The following is a 12,996-nucleotide window of genomic DNA, read 5'->3' on the forward strand; positions in this document are numbered from 1 at the left end:
GCCGATGCGCGACTGGCGCTGGATGCTGCTGGTGCTGGCCCTGCTGCTGGGCTGGCTGCAGTACCGCTTCTGGTTCGGTCCGGGCAATTCGGGTGAAGTGATGATGCTCGAAGCCCAGGTCGCCAACCAGGAGCGGGACAACGAGGGTCTGCAGCAGCGCAACGACGCGCTCGCTGCCGAAGTGAAGGACCTCAAGGAAGGCCAGTCCGCCATCGAGGAACGCGCACGCAGCGAGCTGGGCATGATCAAGCCCGGCGAGAAGTTCTACCGCGTGGTCGAGGATGCGCCGGTCCACCCGGCGCAGCCTGCTGCGGGCGTCACCGCCCAGGCCGGCGAACACCCGGCGGACGTGCCATGAGCGCGGCGATCTGGGTGGTGGTTCCGGCCGCCGGCCGTGGTGCCCGCTTCGGTGCGCCGCTGCCCAAGCAGTACCTGCAGGCGGGCGGGCAGATCCTGCTCGCCCATACCCTGGACGCCCTGCTGGCGCACCCGGCCGTGGCCGGTGCGATGGTGGTGATCGGCCAGGACGACGCCGACTGGCCGGGCTGGAGTGAGTGGTCCGGCAAGCCGGTGCTGACCTGCATCGGGGGTGCCACCCGTGCCGCCTCGGTGCTGGCTGGGCTGCAGGCGTTGCCGGACTCGGTGCGCGCTGATGAATTCGTGCTGGTCCACGATGCCGCGCGACCCAACCTGTCCCTGGCCGATCTTGGCCGCCTGCTTGAAGTCGGTCGTGCCGATCCGGTCGGGGCGATCCTGGCTGCACCGGTGCGCGACACCCTCAAGCGTGCGGGCGACGACGGTGGCATTGATGGCACCGAGCCGCGTGAGCGCCTGTGGCGTGCACTGACACCACAGCTGTTCCGCCGCCACCAGCTCAGCCGCGCGCTGTCCGACGCCGCTGCCGCCGGTGTTGAAGTCACCGACGAGGCCATGGCCATGGAGCGCCAGGGCCAGCGCCCGCTGCTGGTGGAAGGCAGCGAGGACAACTTCAAGGTCACCACCCCGGCCGATCTGGACCGGTTCGAATTCGTACTTTCCCGCCGCGCCGGCTGACCGTCCGCGCGGCCCTGTAGCAAGGGTTGCATCCATGAGCACCGCACCGTTCCCGCCCGTCCGCATCGGCCAGGGCTACGACGTCCATGCCTTCGGTGAAGGCGATCACATCATGCTCGGCGGCGTGAACGTGCCGCACAGCTGCGGCGTGCTCGCGCACAGCGATGGCGACGTGATCCTGCACGCCCTGTGCGATGCGATGCTTGGCGCGCTGGCGCTGGGTGACATCGGCCAGCATTTCCCGCCGAGTGACGACCGCTGGAAGGGCGCCGACAGCAGCGATTTCGTGCGCCACTGCGACAGCCTGCTGCGTGAGCGCGGCTGGCGCGTCGGCAACACCGACATCACCGTGATCTGCGAGCGGCCGAAGGTTGGCCCGCATGCGCTGGCAATGCGTGAGCGCATCGGCGGCCTGCTGCAGTTGCCGCTGGATGCGGTCAGCGTCAAGGCCACCACCTCGGAAAAGCTGGGCTTCACCGGCCGCGGTGAAGGCATCGCCGCACAGGCGGTCGTGTTGCTGGTGGCGGCATGATTCCGCTGCCGTTGGCATTTGGTGCACCGTTGTTGACGGCGCGCATCCGCACCACGCCGGACGATTTCCAGGTCGACGAGCTGCCGGCGTTCGAGGCCACCGGCGAAGGCGAGCACCTGCTGCTGCACATCCGCAAGCGCGGTGCCAATACCGTGCATGTGGCCAAGGTGCTGGCCAAGTGGGCGGGCCTGCCGGAAATGGCGGTGAGCTACGCCGGCATGAAGGATCGCCATGCGGTCACCACCCAGCGTTTCAGCGTGCACCTGCCCAAGCGCGTCGCGCCGGATCTGGCCGAACTGGCCAGTGACGAGATCGAAGTGCTCGAAGCCACCTGGCACAACCGCAAGCTGCAGCGTGGCGCACTGGCCGGCAACCGTTTCAAGCTGGTGCTGCGCGAGGTGCAGGGCGATGCTGCAGCGATCAGCGAACGCCTGCAGCAGATTGCCGAGCGCGGCCTGCCGAACTGGTTCGGCGAGCAGCGCTTTGGGCGCGACGGCGGCAATGTGCCGGCGGCACTGGCGATGTTCGGTGGCCGCCGCATGCGCAAGGATCAGCGTTCGCTGCTGCTGTCAGCTGCTCGTTCGGCGCTGTTCAACCGCGTGCTGGCTGCGCGTGTGGAGCAGGGCAACTGGGATCAGCCGCTGGGGGGCGAAGTGTGGATGCTCGATGGCAGCCGCAGCGTGTTCGGACCCGAGCCGTACACCGACGTGCTGGCCAAGCGCCTGGCGCGTTTCGACATCCATCCCAGCGCGCCGCTGTGGGGCGAAGGCGAGCTGCGCAGCGCCGATGCGGCACGCGAGCTGGAGCTGGCCGCGCTGGACGACGAAGAGTCGAAGGCACTGCGGACCGGCCTGGAAGACGCACGCCTGAAGCAGGAGCGCCGCGCGCTGCGCCTGCGCCCGGCGCTGCTGCAGCACCAATGGTTGGCCGATGACGTGCTGGAGCTGTCCTTCGCGCTGCCGCCGGGCTGCTACGCGACCGCCGTGCTGCACGAGCTCGGCCCGGTCGAAGACGCCTCGCAGGCCTGACAGAAAAAGGGGACGGAGGGAATTAAGTCGTTTGTGCCACAAACGACTTAATTCCCTCCGTCCCCTTTTTCATCTACGCGCCAGCAGCACCAGCATCGCGCCGGTGCCGCCTTGCCCGGTCGGCGCCGAATGGAACGCCAGCACGTCGTTGCGCAGCCGCAGCAGGCGATCGACCAGGTTCTTCAGCACCGGTGCACCGCCATCGGACTGCAGGCCCTTGCCATGGATGATGCGCACGCAGCCATAGTCGTGTGCATGCGCTTCCAGCAGGAACTGGCGCAGCAGCGTCTCCGCCTGCGACGCAGTGGCGCCGTGCAGGTCCAGCTCGTCCTGCACCGAGTACTGGCCACGCTTGAGGCGCTGGAACAGGCGTGGTGGCAGGTTGTCGCGGCGATAGCTGGCCACGTCGCCGGCTTCCAGTGGCGTGCTGTCGCGCAGCAGCCGGGCGAACTCGCCGGCGGCTTCGGCCTCGTCACGTTCGGCCATGCGCGCGCGCGGCTTCGGCCGGGGCGCAGCCGGTGCCGGCTCGGCATCCTTGCGCAGCGGCGTCACTTCGCCGATGGCCGCACGGAACAATGCGGCCGGATCTTCGTCTTCAGGGTGCGACATGCGCACAGGGTAAACCGCCGGCGCAGGTCTGCCTATGACGGTTCGATGTCGGCCGTGACCGCCGGCAGGGTAGGACCGGCGGCTCGCATGCGGCACAATAGACGATGCCCTTGCAGGGTCGACGGCTTCCGCAGGGGAGTACGACGGTCCCGCCCACACTGCACGGTGATGGAATCGAATTCTTGGAAAATCAAGCGGTTAAATCGAAGATGCGAATCCTGGTCAGTAACGACGATGGCGTCGACGCCGCAGGCATCCGGATGCTTGCTTCGGTGCTGCGTGAGGCCGGACACGAAGTCACGGTGGTCGCGCCCGACCGCGATCGCTCAGGCGCCAGCAACTCGCTGACCCTGGACCTGCCGATCCGCCTCAAGCGCATCGACCATTACACCGTCTCGGTGGCCGGTACCCCGACCGACTGCGTGCACCTGGCGCTGACCGGGCTGCTCGAGTTCGAACCCGACATTGTCGTGTCCGGCATCAACAACGCCGCCAACCTCGGCGATGACGTGATCTATTCCGGCACCGTCTCGGCGGCGATGGAAGGTCGCTTCCTCGGCCTGCCGGCGGTGGCGGTCTCGCTGGTCACCCGCAACCACGATCCGAAACATTTCGAGACCGCCGCGCGCGCTGCGGTGGAAATCGTCGCCCGGCTCAAGGCCGATCCGTTGCCGGCTGACACCATCCTCAACGTCAACGTGCCTGACCTGCCGTGGAGCGAGGTCAAGGGCTTCGAGGTCACCCGCCTCGGCAACCGCCATCGCGCCGAAGGCTGCATCGCGCAGAAGGATCCGCGCGGCAACGAGGTGTACTGGATCGGCCCGGCCGGTCGTGAGCAGGACTCCGGCCCCGGCACCGACTTCCACGCGGTGCGCACCGGGCATATCTCGATCACCCCGATCCAGGTGGACCTGACCCGCTACCAGGCACTGGAGAAAGTGGCCAGCTGGGTCGGCGGCCTCAGTGCCGCGCTGGACCAGCCGGCATGAGCCCACGCCTGCGCCTGCAACCGGAAGCCGTCGGTATCGGCATGACCTCGCAGCGCGTGCGTGACCGCCTGGTCGACCGCCTGCGCGAAGCCGGCATCGTCGACGAGCCGACCTTGAACGCGATCCGGGTGGTGCCGCGCCATCTGTTCATCGACGAGGCACTGGCCTCGCGCGCGTATGAAGACACCGCGCTGCCGATCGGCCACGGCCAGACCATCTCGCAGCCCTGGGTGGTCGCGCGGATGACCGAGGCAGTGCTCCAGGTCGCGCCGAAGCGGGTGCTGGAAGTCGGTACCGGTTCCGGTTACCAGGCCGCCATCCTCGGTGCGCTGGGCCTGGAGGTCTACACCGTGGAGCGCATTGGTGATCTGCTGCGCCAGGCCCGCAAGCGCTTCCGTGCGCTGGGCATGAACATCCGCACCAAGCATGACGACGGCCGCGTCGGCTGGGCCGAGCACGGTCCGTTTGATGCCATCGTGGTAACTGCGGCGGCGCCGGCACTGGTCGACGCCCTGATCGAGCAGCTGGCCGAGGGCGGCCGCCTGGTGGCGCCGGTCGGTGGCCCCGGGGCGCAGTCGCTGGTACAGCTGGACCGCAAGGCCGACGGCAGCATCGAACAACACGTGCTGGCGCCGGTCACGTTCGTGCCGCTGCTGTCTGGCATGCTCGACTAATCCACGGAGCAGGGTTGCATGAAGATTTTCGGGCCGCTGTACGAGCGGGCGATGAAGTGGGCGGCGCACGAACGCGCGCCGACCTACCTGACGGTGTTGAGCTTCTTCGAGGCGATCATCTTCCCGGTGATGCCGGAGGTGATGCTGGCGCCGATGTGCGTGGCCCAGCCCAAGCGCGGCTGGTGGTTCGCCACCCTCAGCCTGGCCGGCTCGATGGTCGGCGCGCTGGTTGGCTATGCACTGGGTCATTACGCCTTCGAGGCGATCAAGCCGCTGTTCGAAGCGCTGGGCATGCTGCCGGCCATCGAGCAGGGCATCACCACCGTGCAGGCGAAGATGGCCGAGTCGCCATGGGCGGTGTTCACCTTCCTGGTGCTGGGCGGCTTCATGCCCATCCCGATGAAGGTCTTCACGTGGGCATCGGGTATCGTCGGCGTACCGATGCCGCAATACCTGTTGAGCATGCTGATCGGTCGCGGCAAGCGCGTGTTCGTGCTGGCTGCGGTCATCCGTATCGGTGGTGCGCGTGCTGAAGCGGCACTGCGTCGCTGGATTGAACCGCTGGGCTGGATCGCCACCGCGTTGGTGGTGGTGCTGATCGCCTGGCTTGTATGGAGGTCGAAGTTCGCATGAGTCATGATCGTCTGAGCAAGGGAGTGCGCATCGGCGCGCTGGCGTTGCTGGTTTCCACCCTGGCCGCCTGCGGCACCGCCACTGTGGTTCGTCCTGGTGGTGGCAGCACCGGTGGTGGCGTGACCACGCCGAAGACCTCGGTGCCCAAGCCCGGGCAGACCGTGGTGGTGCGCAAGGGCGACACCATCTATGCGCTGGCCCGCATCCATGACATCACCCCGGCCGACCTGATTGCCTGGAACAGCCTGGACAACCCCTCGACCATCCATCCGGGACAGGTGATCCGGCTGTATCCGGCCGGTGCCAGCGGCGGCCGCGCGCCCACCACGGTAGTCACTCCGCCGCGTTCCGGTGGCAGCAGTGGCGGCAGCACCACACCGGCCCCGGCGCCGGTCGGTCCGGTAAAGAGCAACATCGCCTGGCGCTGGCCGGCTGACGGCGCCATCGTTGGCCGCTACGTGGCCGGTGACGCGACCAAGCAGGGCGTGGACATCGCCGGCACCAGCGGCCAGGCGGTCAAGGCCACCGCCAATGGCGTGGTGGTGTATTCCGGTGCCGGTCTGGTCGGCTACGGTGAGCTGATCATCATCAAGCACAGCGACCAGTGGCTGTCGGCCTATGGCCACAACCGCAAGCGCCTGGTGAATGAAGGGCAGAGCGTGAAGGCCGGTGAGCAGATCGCCGAAATGGGCCGTACCGGTGCGAACCGCGACATGGTCCACTTCGAGATTCGCTACAACGGCAAGCCGGTCGACCCGCAGCAGTATCTGCCGGCACGCTGATTGCGTGTGATCGAGTAGGTAGCGCCGGGCCAGGCCCGGCGTGCTTCACCTGTGGAGCCGGGCCATGCTCGGCTGCTCTCGCCGGTAAACGACGACGCCCGAGCATGGGCTCGGGCGCTACAGGCTACGTGAGATCCAGAGGAGCGCCGGACCATGCCCGGCGACTCGACCTCAGCCTTCCAGAATGAAAGCAGCCGCGACCTTGCGGCCTTCGCCCGCCAGGATGTTGAAGGTGCGTGCGGCGGCCGGATTGTTCATCACTTCCAGGCCGATGCCGCGCGACAGGCAGGCGGCCATCACCACCGCCGGCGGGAACACCTGGCGGTCACCGGTGCCGAGCACGATCAGCGCCGGGTTCAGCGCCAGGATCGGCTCCAGGTCAGCCAGCTGCAGTGCAGTGGCGCTCACCACCGGCCATTGCGTGACCAGCTGGTCCGGGGTCAGGAAGAAACTGCTGCCCAGCACCTGGTCATTCACCTTGGCCGAGCGGCCATCGGCGGCACGCAGGCTGTAGGCGTAATCCGGCGGTTCGTGGTTCAGCTGCATGGCAGTAGGGCGATCAGCCGCGCGGCAGCACGATCTGGCGCTGTTCCTTGCTCGGGCGATACAGCACGGCGACGTGGCCGATGCGCTGCACCAGCGCGCTTTCGGTGGCTTCGACGATCTCGCCGATCATCACGTCACGGGCGTCGCGGTCTTCGGCGGCGACCTTCACCTTGACCAGCTCGTGGCGCTCCAGCACTTCGTTCAGCTCAGCGATGAAGGCCGGGGTCACACCCTTGCCGCCGGTCTGCAGCAGGGCCTTCAGGTCGTGGGCTTGGCCGCGCAGGAAACGGGTCTGGGAGGCGGTCAGGGCGATGGACATGCAGGAAAACACGGTTGAATGGGGCGATCAGGGTATCATGAGGACCCCATCAGCCCCTATTTTCAATGGCTACCCGCAGCAAAAGCAGCCAGCGCTGGCTCAAGGAACACTTCTCCGACCCCTTCGTGAAGAAGGCCCAGGCCGAAGGCATGCGCTCGCGCGCCGCCTACAAGCTCGAAGAGCTGCTGGAACGTGACCGGTTGCTGAAGCCGCACATGGTGGTGGTCGACCTTGGCGCGGCCCCGGGTGGCTGGTCTCAGCAGGTGCGGAGACAGATCGGCGACACCGGCCGCGTGCTGGCCCTGGACATCCTGGACATGCCGCCACTGGCCGGCGTGGAGTTCCTTCATGGTGACTTCAGGGAAGAAGCCGTTCTATCGCAGTTTGAAGCCATGCTCGGGGATCAGCCGGTAGACCTTGTGCTGTCGGACATGGCCCCCAATAAGAGTGGTGTAGGCGCGGTCGACCAGCCGCGGATGATGCACCTGGCGGAGCTGGCCCTGGATTTTGCCGACAATCACCTGAAGACCGGTGGGGCGTTCCTGATCAAGCTGTTCCAGGGCGAAGGCTTTGACGACTACGTGCGCGACATGCGCCGCCGGTACGACAAGGTCTCCATCCGCAAGCCGGAAGCGTCGCGCAAGCGCTCTCCCGAGGTGTATGCCTTGGGTCAGGGAAAACGCGCCCACATGAAGTAAGCTCGCAACGTACGCAAGTTCGACCCCAACGCAACGCCAGCACTGAGAGGAACACCGGAGCCAATGAGGATGAACGACTTGACCAAGAACCTCCTGCTATGGGTGGTCGTCGCCGTCGTGCTGATGGTGGTCTTCCAGAGCTTCTCGCCGAAGTCCTCCGGGGCCGGCGCGCAGGGCGCGTCGTACTCGCAGTTCCTGGACCAGGTGGACAGCGGCAACGTGCAGAAGGTCGCCTTTGGCGGCGACATGCGCGGCGGCACCAGCCAGCTGACCTACACCACCCGCGGTGGGCAGTCGTCCACCATCACCGCGCCGTTCGATCGTGACCTGATCAACGTGCTGCGTACCAAGAACGTGGAGATCGTGCAGGAGGAGCCGTCCAGCGGCATTTCCCTCGGCGCGATCCTGATGAATTTCCTGCCGGTCATCCTGATCATCGGCTTCTGGTTGTTCATCATGCGCCAGATGCAGGGCGGTGGCGGCGGTGCCAAGGGCGCGATGTCCTTCGGCAAGTCGCGCGCCAAGCTGCAGGGCGAAGACCAGATCAAGGTCACCTTCGCCGACGTCGCCGGCTGCGACGAGGCCAAGGAAGAAGTGGGCGAACTGGTCGACTTCCTGCGCGACCCGTCCAAGTTCACCAAGCTGGGCGGCAAGATTCCGCGCGGCGTGCTGATGGTGGGCCCGCCGGGTACCGGCAAGACGCTGCTGGCCAAGGCCATCGCCGGCGAAGCCAAGGTGCCGTTCTTCTCGATCTCCGGTTCGGACTTCGTTGAAATGTTCGTCGGCGTCGGCGCCAGCCGCGTGCGTGACATGTTCGAGCAGGCCAAGAAGCACGCGCCGTGCATCATCTTCATCGACGAAATCGACGCCGTCGGCCGCCACCGTGGCGCCGGCCTGGGCGGCGGTCACGACGAGCGCGAGCAGACCCTGAACCAGCTGCTGGTCGAGATGGACGGTTTTGAAGGCGGCGAGGGCGTGATCGTGATCGCCGCGACCAACCGTCCGGACGTGCTGGACCCGGCGCTGCTGCGTCCGGGCCGTTTCGACCGCCAGGTCGTGGTCGGCCTGCCGGACGTGAAGGGCCGCGAGCACATCCTGAAGGTCCACATGCGCAAGCTGCCGCTGGCCGACGACGTCGAGCCGATGGTGATCGCGCGCGGTACCCCGGGCTTCTCCGGTGCGGATCTGGCCAACCTCTGCAACGAGGCGGCCCTGTTCGCCGCGCGTGGCAACGAGAAGGAAGTCCGCATGGACCACTTCGACCGTGCCCGCGACAAGATCCTGATGGGTGCCGAGCGCCGCTCGATGGCCATGAGCGAGGAGGAGAAGACCCTCACCGCCTACCACGAAGCCGGTCACGCCATCGTCGGCCGCCTGGTGCCCGAGCACGACCCGGTCTACAAGGTCACCATCATTCCGCGCGGCCGTGCGCTGGGTGTGACCATGTACCTGCCGGAAGGCGACAAGTACTCGATGAACCGCGTGGCGATCAAGTCGCAGCTGTGCTCGCTGTACGGTGGCCGCGTGGCCGAGGAGCTGATCTTCGGTGCCGACAAGGTCACCACGGGCGCCTCCAACGACATCGAACGTGCCACCAAGATGGCCCGCAACATGGTCACCAAGTGGGGCCTGTCCGACCAGCTCGGCCCGATCGCCTATGGCGAGGAGGACGACGAGGTGTTCCTGGGCCGTTCGGTCACCCAGCACAAGAGCGTGTCCAACGACACCGCGCGCCGCATCGACGAGGAAGTGCGCAACATCCTCGACGAGGCTTACGCACGCACCACCGAGCTGATGACGGCCAACCTGGACAAGCTGCACGCGATGTCCCAGCTGCTGCTGCAGTACGAGACCATCGACGCGCCGCAGATCGACGCCATCATGGAAGGCCGCGATCCGCCGCCGCCGGCCGGCTGGAACAAGTCGAACAAGGATGGTGGCAACGACAAGGGCGGCGACGCCCGTCCGCTGCCGCCGATCGCGGGCCCGGCCGAATCGCACTGACGGCCCGCTGCACGTGACACCAGACGAGGCCGGGGCAACCCGGCTTCGTCGTTTCCGGGCCACTGGCCCATCCCGAAGAACCGATCTGACGCTGGAGCCTGCATGTCCGCCCCGAAGCCCGAACCGATTTCCCACACCGTCGAAATGGTCATCGCCACCGTGGTCGGCGTGGGTGTGGGCCTGGGGGCCGACAACCTGCTGCTGGGCTGCGTGGTGGGTATCGGGGTTGGCATCGTGCTGAGCATCGCCAAGACCCTGTACGTGGACCGAAAGCGCCGCCGCCGTTGAGGGGGTGTCGGCAGGGCTGCGCCCTGCACCCGTGGTAGTGCCGGCCGCTGGCCGGCAACCTCAGCAGCAACCTCAGCAGCAACAGCAACAGCAACAGCAACAGCGGGCGTTCCTTAGGGTGGCGGGGCGGTGTGGGCAGGCAGGACACGCCGTAAACCCATCCCTGGGGGCTCGATGGCGCCATCCATGGCGCCAACGGTCCTGCCTGCCCACACCGCCCCACCTCTGACAGATTTCTGCTGCTGTTGGTGGGTGTCGACCCTGGTCGACACGTAGATCCACGCCATGCGTGGATCAATCTCCATCGAATTCGAATATCTCGATATCCGTGAGATCTGAGCCGAGCATGGCTCGGCTCTACAGAAAACAAGGCCCGACAGATCGCGGAAATCTGTCGAAGGCGGGGTGGGTCCGGTTGCGGGGGCGTGAGCCGCATGGATGCGGCGACCGAGCTTACATGGACGTACTTGCAGCGGCCCCCGCAACCGGACCCACCCCGCCATTCTTCAGTAAACCCGCTGCTGCTCCGGCTGTTGCTGTCGCTCTGGCCTCTGCGGGTGCAGGGCGCCGCCCTGCCGAACTAAACTACCCGCCGTTGTCCCTGCAGGATTGCCCATGTTCGATACCTCGCCCCAGCTCGATTGCGCCGGCCGCATCCTGCGCCTCGACCGTGCCCGGGTCATGGGCATCGTCAACGTCACCCCGGATTCGTTCTCCGATGGCGGCGCGCACGACACCACCGAGGCCGCAGTCGCCCATGGCCTGAGGCTGGTCGAGGAGGGCGCGGACCTGCTCGATATCGGCGGCGAATCCACCCGCCCGGGTGCTGCGCCGGTATCGGTGGAGGAGGAGCTGCGCCGGGTGATTCCGGTGATCGAGCAGCTGGCCGCCCGTACCCAGGTGCCGATCAGCATCGATACCTTCAAGCCGGAGGTGATGCGCGCGGCCGTGGCCGCTGGCGCCGGCATGATCAACGACATCTTCGGCCTGCGTCAGGAGGGGGCGCTGGACGCCGCCGCTGCAACCGGCGTGCCGGTGGTGCTGATGCACATGCAGGGCGAACCGGGCCACATGCAGGCCGATCCACACTACGACGATGTGGTCGCCGAGGTGCACGGCTTCCTGGTGCAGCGCCTGTTCGCTGCCGAGATGGCGGGCATTGCGAAGAAGAACCTGCTGATCGATCTCGGTTTCGGCTTCGGCAAGACCACCGCCCACAACATGACCCTGCTGGCCCGCTCGGAGCGCTTCCTGGAGCTGGGCGTGCCGATGCTGGCTGGCCTGTCGCGCAAACGCAGCCTGGGCGAACTGACCGGGCGCGACACGCCGTCTGAACGCGTGGCGGCGTCCGTGGCCGCGCATCTGATCGCGGTGCAGCGCGGTGCGCGCATCGTGCGCGTGCATGACGTGGCGGCCACCGTGGATGCGCTGAAGATCTTGCAGGCAGTGGAAGCCGTGCCGACGCCGCGTGCCGACGCCACGCCGACGATCCGCTGGCCGGACGAAGACTGATGGGCATTGACCGGCGGCCACTGGCGATCGCCGTGATGGGGCCGACCGCCAGTGGCAAGACCGCCACCGCGATCGCCCTGGCACAGCAGCTGGATGGCGAAATCGTCAGCGTCGATTCGGCGCTGGTATACCGCCACCTGGATATCGGTTCGGCCAAGCCCGATGCGGCCGAACGTGCGCAGGCGCCGCACCATCTGCTGGACCTGCGCGATCCCTGGCAGACCTACTCGGCGGCCGAATTCGCCGCCGATGCCGGCCGGGTCGTGGCCGACATCGTGGCGCGCGGCAAGACGCCGATCCTGGCCGGCGGTACCGGGTTGTACTTCCGGGCGCTGCTGCAGGGCCTGTCGCCGATGCCGGAGGCCGATCCGGCGACGCGCGAAGCGCTCAGCGCCGAGGCAGCCGAGTGTGGCTGGGCGGCACTGCACGCAGAGCTGGCCAAGGTCGATCCAGCCGCGGCGGCACGCATCCATGCCACCGACCCGCAACGTATCCAGCGGGCGCTGGAGGTCTATCGCCTGACCGGCACGCCCATCACTGAATGGCAGCGCCGGCCGGGTCTGGCGCCGTTGCCGGTGCGCACCCTCAAGCTGATCCTGGCGCCGCATGATCGCGCGGTGCTGCACCAGCGTATCGAGGCGCGCTTCGATGCCATGCTGGCGCAGGGCTTTCTCGACGAAGTGCGGGCGTTGCGCGCGATGCCGGAAATGGCCGCCGTGGAGGCGCCACTGGACCTGCCGGCAGTGCGCGCGGTCGGCTATCGCCAGGCCTGGGAGTACCTGGACGGGGAGGGCGATGCCGCCCGTTTCCGAGACAAGGCGATCTTCGCCACCCGGCAGCTGGCCAAGCGTCAGCTGACCTGGCTGCGCGGCGAACTTGATGCGCGCTGGTTCGACCCCCATATCGACCACGAGCGCCTTGCCGGCGCGGTGTCGACCTTCGTCGCACGCTGAACCCCCGCCAGCCGTGTAACATCATCGGTCGGCGGGCGGCTCGGGGGCCGTGGCGACCGTCGGCAACCCAATAAGAACAATAATCAGGAGTGTGCAATGTCCAAGGGGCAATCGCTGCAGGATCCTTTCTTGAACGCACTGCGGCGCGAGCGCGTGCCGGTTTCGGTGTACCTGGTCAACGGCATCAAGCTGCAGGGCACGATCGAGTCGTTCGACCAGTTCGTGGTCCTGCTGCGCAATACGGTCAGTCAGATGGTCTACAAGCACGCCATTTCCACGGTCGTTCCGGCACGCAACGTGAAGGTCGGCCCGGGCGGTGGTTACGTGCAGTCGGGTGAAGGTGGTCAGGCAGGTGATGAAGCAGACGAGTAATACC

Annotated in this window: 17 protein-coding genes; 14 read left to right on the forward strand and 3 right to left on the reverse strand. The window is 67.1% G+C overall.

Going from position 1 to position 12,996, the window contains the following annotated elements; genetic code table 11:
• The first annotated feature begins 4 nt into the window (after window positions 1-4).
• From ftsB to truD, 4 genes are read left to right on the forward strand one after another with little or no spacing between them, the layout of a single operon-like run.
• Window positions 5-358 carry a cell division protein FtsB gene (ftsB, locus tag AC13GF_RS19785; protein WP_032130117.1) on the forward strand — a complete coding sequence of 118 codons (354 nt, stop codon included), beginning with the start codon at window positions 5-7 and terminating at the stop codon, window positions 356-358.
• Window positions 355-1,053, forward strand: a complete 699-nt coding sequence (gene ispD / locus AC13GF_RS19790; RefSeq protein WP_014036741.1) for a 2-C-methyl-D-erythritol 4-phosphate cytidylyltransferase — start codon at window positions 355-357, stop codon at window positions 1,051-1,053. The genes ftsB and ispD overlap by 4 nt, the downstream gene beginning before the upstream one ends.
• Before the next feature lie 34 nt (window positions 1,054-1,087).
• Window positions 1,088-1,585, forward strand: a complete 498-nt coding sequence (gene ispF, locus AC13GF_RS19795) for a 2-C-methyl-D-erythritol 2,4-cyclodiphosphate synthase (protein WP_005409005.1) — start codon at window positions 1,088-1,090, stop codon at window positions 1,583-1,585.
• Complete coding sequence (gene truD / locus AC13GF_RS19800; protein ID WP_483005741.1) at window positions 1,582-2,613, forward strand: tRNA pseudouridine(13) synthase TruD; 1,032 nt, start codon at window positions 1,582-1,584, stop codon at window positions 2,611-2,613. Before ispF ends, truD begins: the two co-directional genes overlap by 4 nt.
• 69 nt (window positions 2,614-2,682) lie before the next feature.
• Here the strand turns inward: truD and AC13GF_RS19805 are convergent, their stop codons facing one another.
• Entirely contained in the window at window positions 2,683-3,222 is a 540-nt protein-coding gene (locus AC13GF_RS19805; RefSeq protein ID WP_088025603.1) for a Smr/MutS family protein, read from the reverse strand.
• Between the two features lie 209 nt (window positions 3,223-3,431).
• On the opposite strand from AC13GF_RS19805, the gene surE reads away from it, so the two are divergent.
• Genes surE through AC13GF_RS19825 form a run of 4 tightly spaced genes read left to right on the forward strand, consistent with a single transcriptional unit; the run spans window position 3,432 to window position 6,300 of the window.
• The gene (surE, locus tag AC13GF_RS19810) at window positions 3,432-4,211 is read left to right on the forward strand and encodes a 5'/3'-nucleotidase SurE (RefSeq protein ID WP_010485979.1); all 780 of its coding nucleotides are present in this window, start codon (window positions 3,432-3,434) and stop codon (window positions 4,209-4,211) included.
• A complete protein-coding gene (locus AC13GF_RS19815; protein ID WP_010485977.1) occupies window positions 4,208-4,885 on the forward strand; it encodes a protein-L-isoaspartate(D-aspartate) O-methyltransferase in 678 nt (225 codons plus the stop codon). Before surE ends, AC13GF_RS19815 begins: the two co-directional genes overlap by 4 nt.
• Window positions 4,886-4,903: 18 nt before the next feature.
• Window positions 4,904-5,518 (forward strand): YqaA family protein, encoded by a 615-nt coding sequence (locus tag AC13GF_RS19820; protein WP_014036746.1) that lies wholly within the window; start codon window positions 4,904-4,906, stop codon window positions 5,516-5,518.
• Window positions 5,515-6,300: a peptidoglycan DD-metalloendopeptidase family protein gene (locus AC13GF_RS19825; protein WP_483005742.1), complete on the forward strand. Its 786-nt coding sequence runs from the start codon at window positions 5,515-5,517 to the stop codon at window positions 6,298-6,300. Before AC13GF_RS19820 ends, AC13GF_RS19825 begins: the two co-directional genes overlap by 4 nt.
• 171 nt (window positions 6,301-6,471) lie before the next feature.
• On the opposite strand, the gene AC13GF_RS19830 is transcribed toward AC13GF_RS19825, so the two are convergent.
• On the reverse strand, window positions 6,472-6,846 hold the full coding sequence (locus AC13GF_RS19830; protein WP_012510659.1) for an Mth938-like domain-containing protein: 375 nt from the start codon (window positions 6,844-6,846) through the stop codon (window positions 6,472-6,474).
• 13 nt (window positions 6,847-6,859) lie between these two features.
• The gene (gene yhbY / locus AC13GF_RS19835) at window positions 6,860-7,165 is read right to left on the reverse strand and encodes a ribosome assembly RNA-binding protein YhbY (RefSeq protein WP_004152868.1); all 306 of its coding nucleotides are present in this window, start codon (window positions 7,163-7,165) and stop codon (window positions 6,860-6,862) included.
• A 65-nt stretch (window positions 7,166-7,230) separates the two neighbouring features.
• Between yhbY and rlmE the strand changes: the two genes are divergently transcribed.
• The 6 genes from rlmE to hfq all read left to right on the forward strand — a co-directional run bounded on the left by rlmE (window position 7,231) and on the right by hfq (window position 12,992).
• Complete coding sequence (gene rlmE, locus AC13GF_RS19840; protein WP_005409014.1) at window positions 7,231-7,863, forward strand: 23S rRNA (uridine(2552)-2'-O)-methyltransferase RlmE; 633 nt, start codon at window positions 7,231-7,233, stop codon at window positions 7,861-7,863.
• 69 nt (window positions 7,864-7,932) lie between these two features.
• Window positions 7,933-9,867, forward strand: a complete 1,935-nt coding sequence (gene ftsH, locus AC13GF_RS19845; RefSeq protein WP_010485966.1) for an ATP-dependent zinc metalloprotease FtsH — start codon at window positions 7,933-7,935, stop codon at window positions 9,865-9,867.
• A gap of 102 nt (window positions 9,868-9,969) precedes the next feature.
• Window positions 9,970-10,155 carry a hypothetical protein gene (locus tag AC13GF_RS19850; protein ID WP_043034328.1) on the forward strand — a complete coding sequence of 62 codons (186 nt, stop codon included), beginning with the start codon at window positions 9,970-9,972 and terminating at the stop codon, window positions 10,153-10,155.
• Between the two features lie 615 nt (window positions 10,156-10,770).
• Window positions 10,771-11,667: a dihydropteroate synthase gene (gene folP / locus AC13GF_RS19855; protein WP_483005743.1), complete on the forward strand. Its 897-nt coding sequence runs from the start codon at window positions 10,771-10,773 to the stop codon at window positions 11,665-11,667.
• Entirely contained in the window at window positions 11,667-12,620 is a 954-nt protein-coding gene (gene miaA / locus AC13GF_RS19860; RefSeq protein ID WP_483005744.1) for a tRNA (adenosine(37)-N6)-dimethylallyltransferase MiaA, read from the forward strand. Before folP ends, miaA begins: the two co-directional genes overlap by 1 nt.
• 96 nt (window positions 12,621-12,716) lie before the next feature.
• Complete coding sequence (gene hfq / locus AC13GF_RS19865) at window positions 12,717-12,992, forward strand: RNA chaperone Hfq (RefSeq protein WP_004152891.1); 276 nt, start codon at window positions 12,717-12,719, stop codon at window positions 12,990-12,992.
• Window positions 12,993-12,996 lie beyond the last annotated feature (4 nt).

The organism is Stenotrophomonas sp. 22LJNL06-5-1 (assembly GCF_056861455.1).

Coding starts and splice junctions, on each gene's coding strand:
- ftsB (WP_032130117.1), top strand. CDS start 5: ATGCGCGACTGGCGCTGGATGCTGCTGGTGCTGGCCCTGCTGCTGGGC.
- ispD (WP_014036741.1), top strand. CDS start 355: ATGAGCGCGGCGATCTGGGTGGTGGTTCCGGCCGCCGGCCGTGGTGCC.
- ispF (WP_005409005.1), top strand. CDS start 1,088: ATGAGCACCGCACCGTTCCCGCCCGTCCGCATCGGCCAGGGCTACGAC.
- truD (WP_483005741.1), top strand. CDS start 1,582: ATGATTCCGCTGCCGTTGGCATTTGGTGCACCGTTGTTGACGGCGCGC.
- AC13GF_RS19805 (WP_088025603.1), bottom strand. CDS start 3,222: ATGTCGCACCCTGAAGACGAAGATCCGGCCGCATTGTTCCGTGCGGCC.
- surE (WP_010485979.1), top strand. CDS start 3,432: ATGCGAATCCTGGTCAGTAACGACGATGGCGTCGACGCCGCAGGCATC.
- AC13GF_RS19815 (WP_010485977.1), top strand. CDS start 4,208: ATGAGCCCACGCCTGCGCCTGCAACCGGAAGCCGTCGGTATCGGCATG.
- AC13GF_RS19820 (WP_014036746.1), top strand. CDS start 4,904: ATGAAGATTTTCGGGCCGCTGTACGAGCGGGCGATGAAGTGGGCGGCG.
- AC13GF_RS19825 (WP_483005742.1), top strand. CDS start 5,515: ATGAGTCATGATCGTCTGAGCAAGGGAGTGCGCATCGGCGCGCTGGCG.
- AC13GF_RS19830 (WP_012510659.1), bottom strand. CDS start 6,846: ATGCAGCTGAACCACGAACCGCCGGATTACGCCTACAGCCTGCGTGCC.
- yhbY (WP_004152868.1), bottom strand. CDS start 7,165: ATGTCCATCGCCCTGACCGCCTCCCAGACCCGTTTCCTGCGCGGCCAA.
- rlmE (WP_005409014.1), top strand. CDS start 7,231: ATGGCTACCCGCAGCAAAAGCAGCCAGCGCTGGCTCAAGGAACACTTC.
- ftsH (WP_010485966.1), top strand. CDS start 7,933: ATGAACGACTTGACCAAGAACCTCCTGCTATGGGTGGTCGTCGCCGTC.
- AC13GF_RS19850 (WP_043034328.1), top strand. CDS start 9,970: ATGTCCGCCCCGAAGCCCGAACCGATTTCCCACACCGTCGAAATGGTC.
- folP (WP_483005743.1), top strand. CDS start 10,771: ATGTTCGATACCTCGCCCCAGCTCGATTGCGCCGGCCGCATCCTGCGC.
- miaA (WP_483005744.1), top strand. CDS start 11,667: ATGGGCATTGACCGGCGGCCACTGGCGATCGCCGTGATGGGGCCGACC.
- hfq (WP_004152891.1), top strand. CDS start 12,717: ATGTCCAAGGGGCAATCGCTGCAGGATCCTTTCTTGAACGCACTGCGG.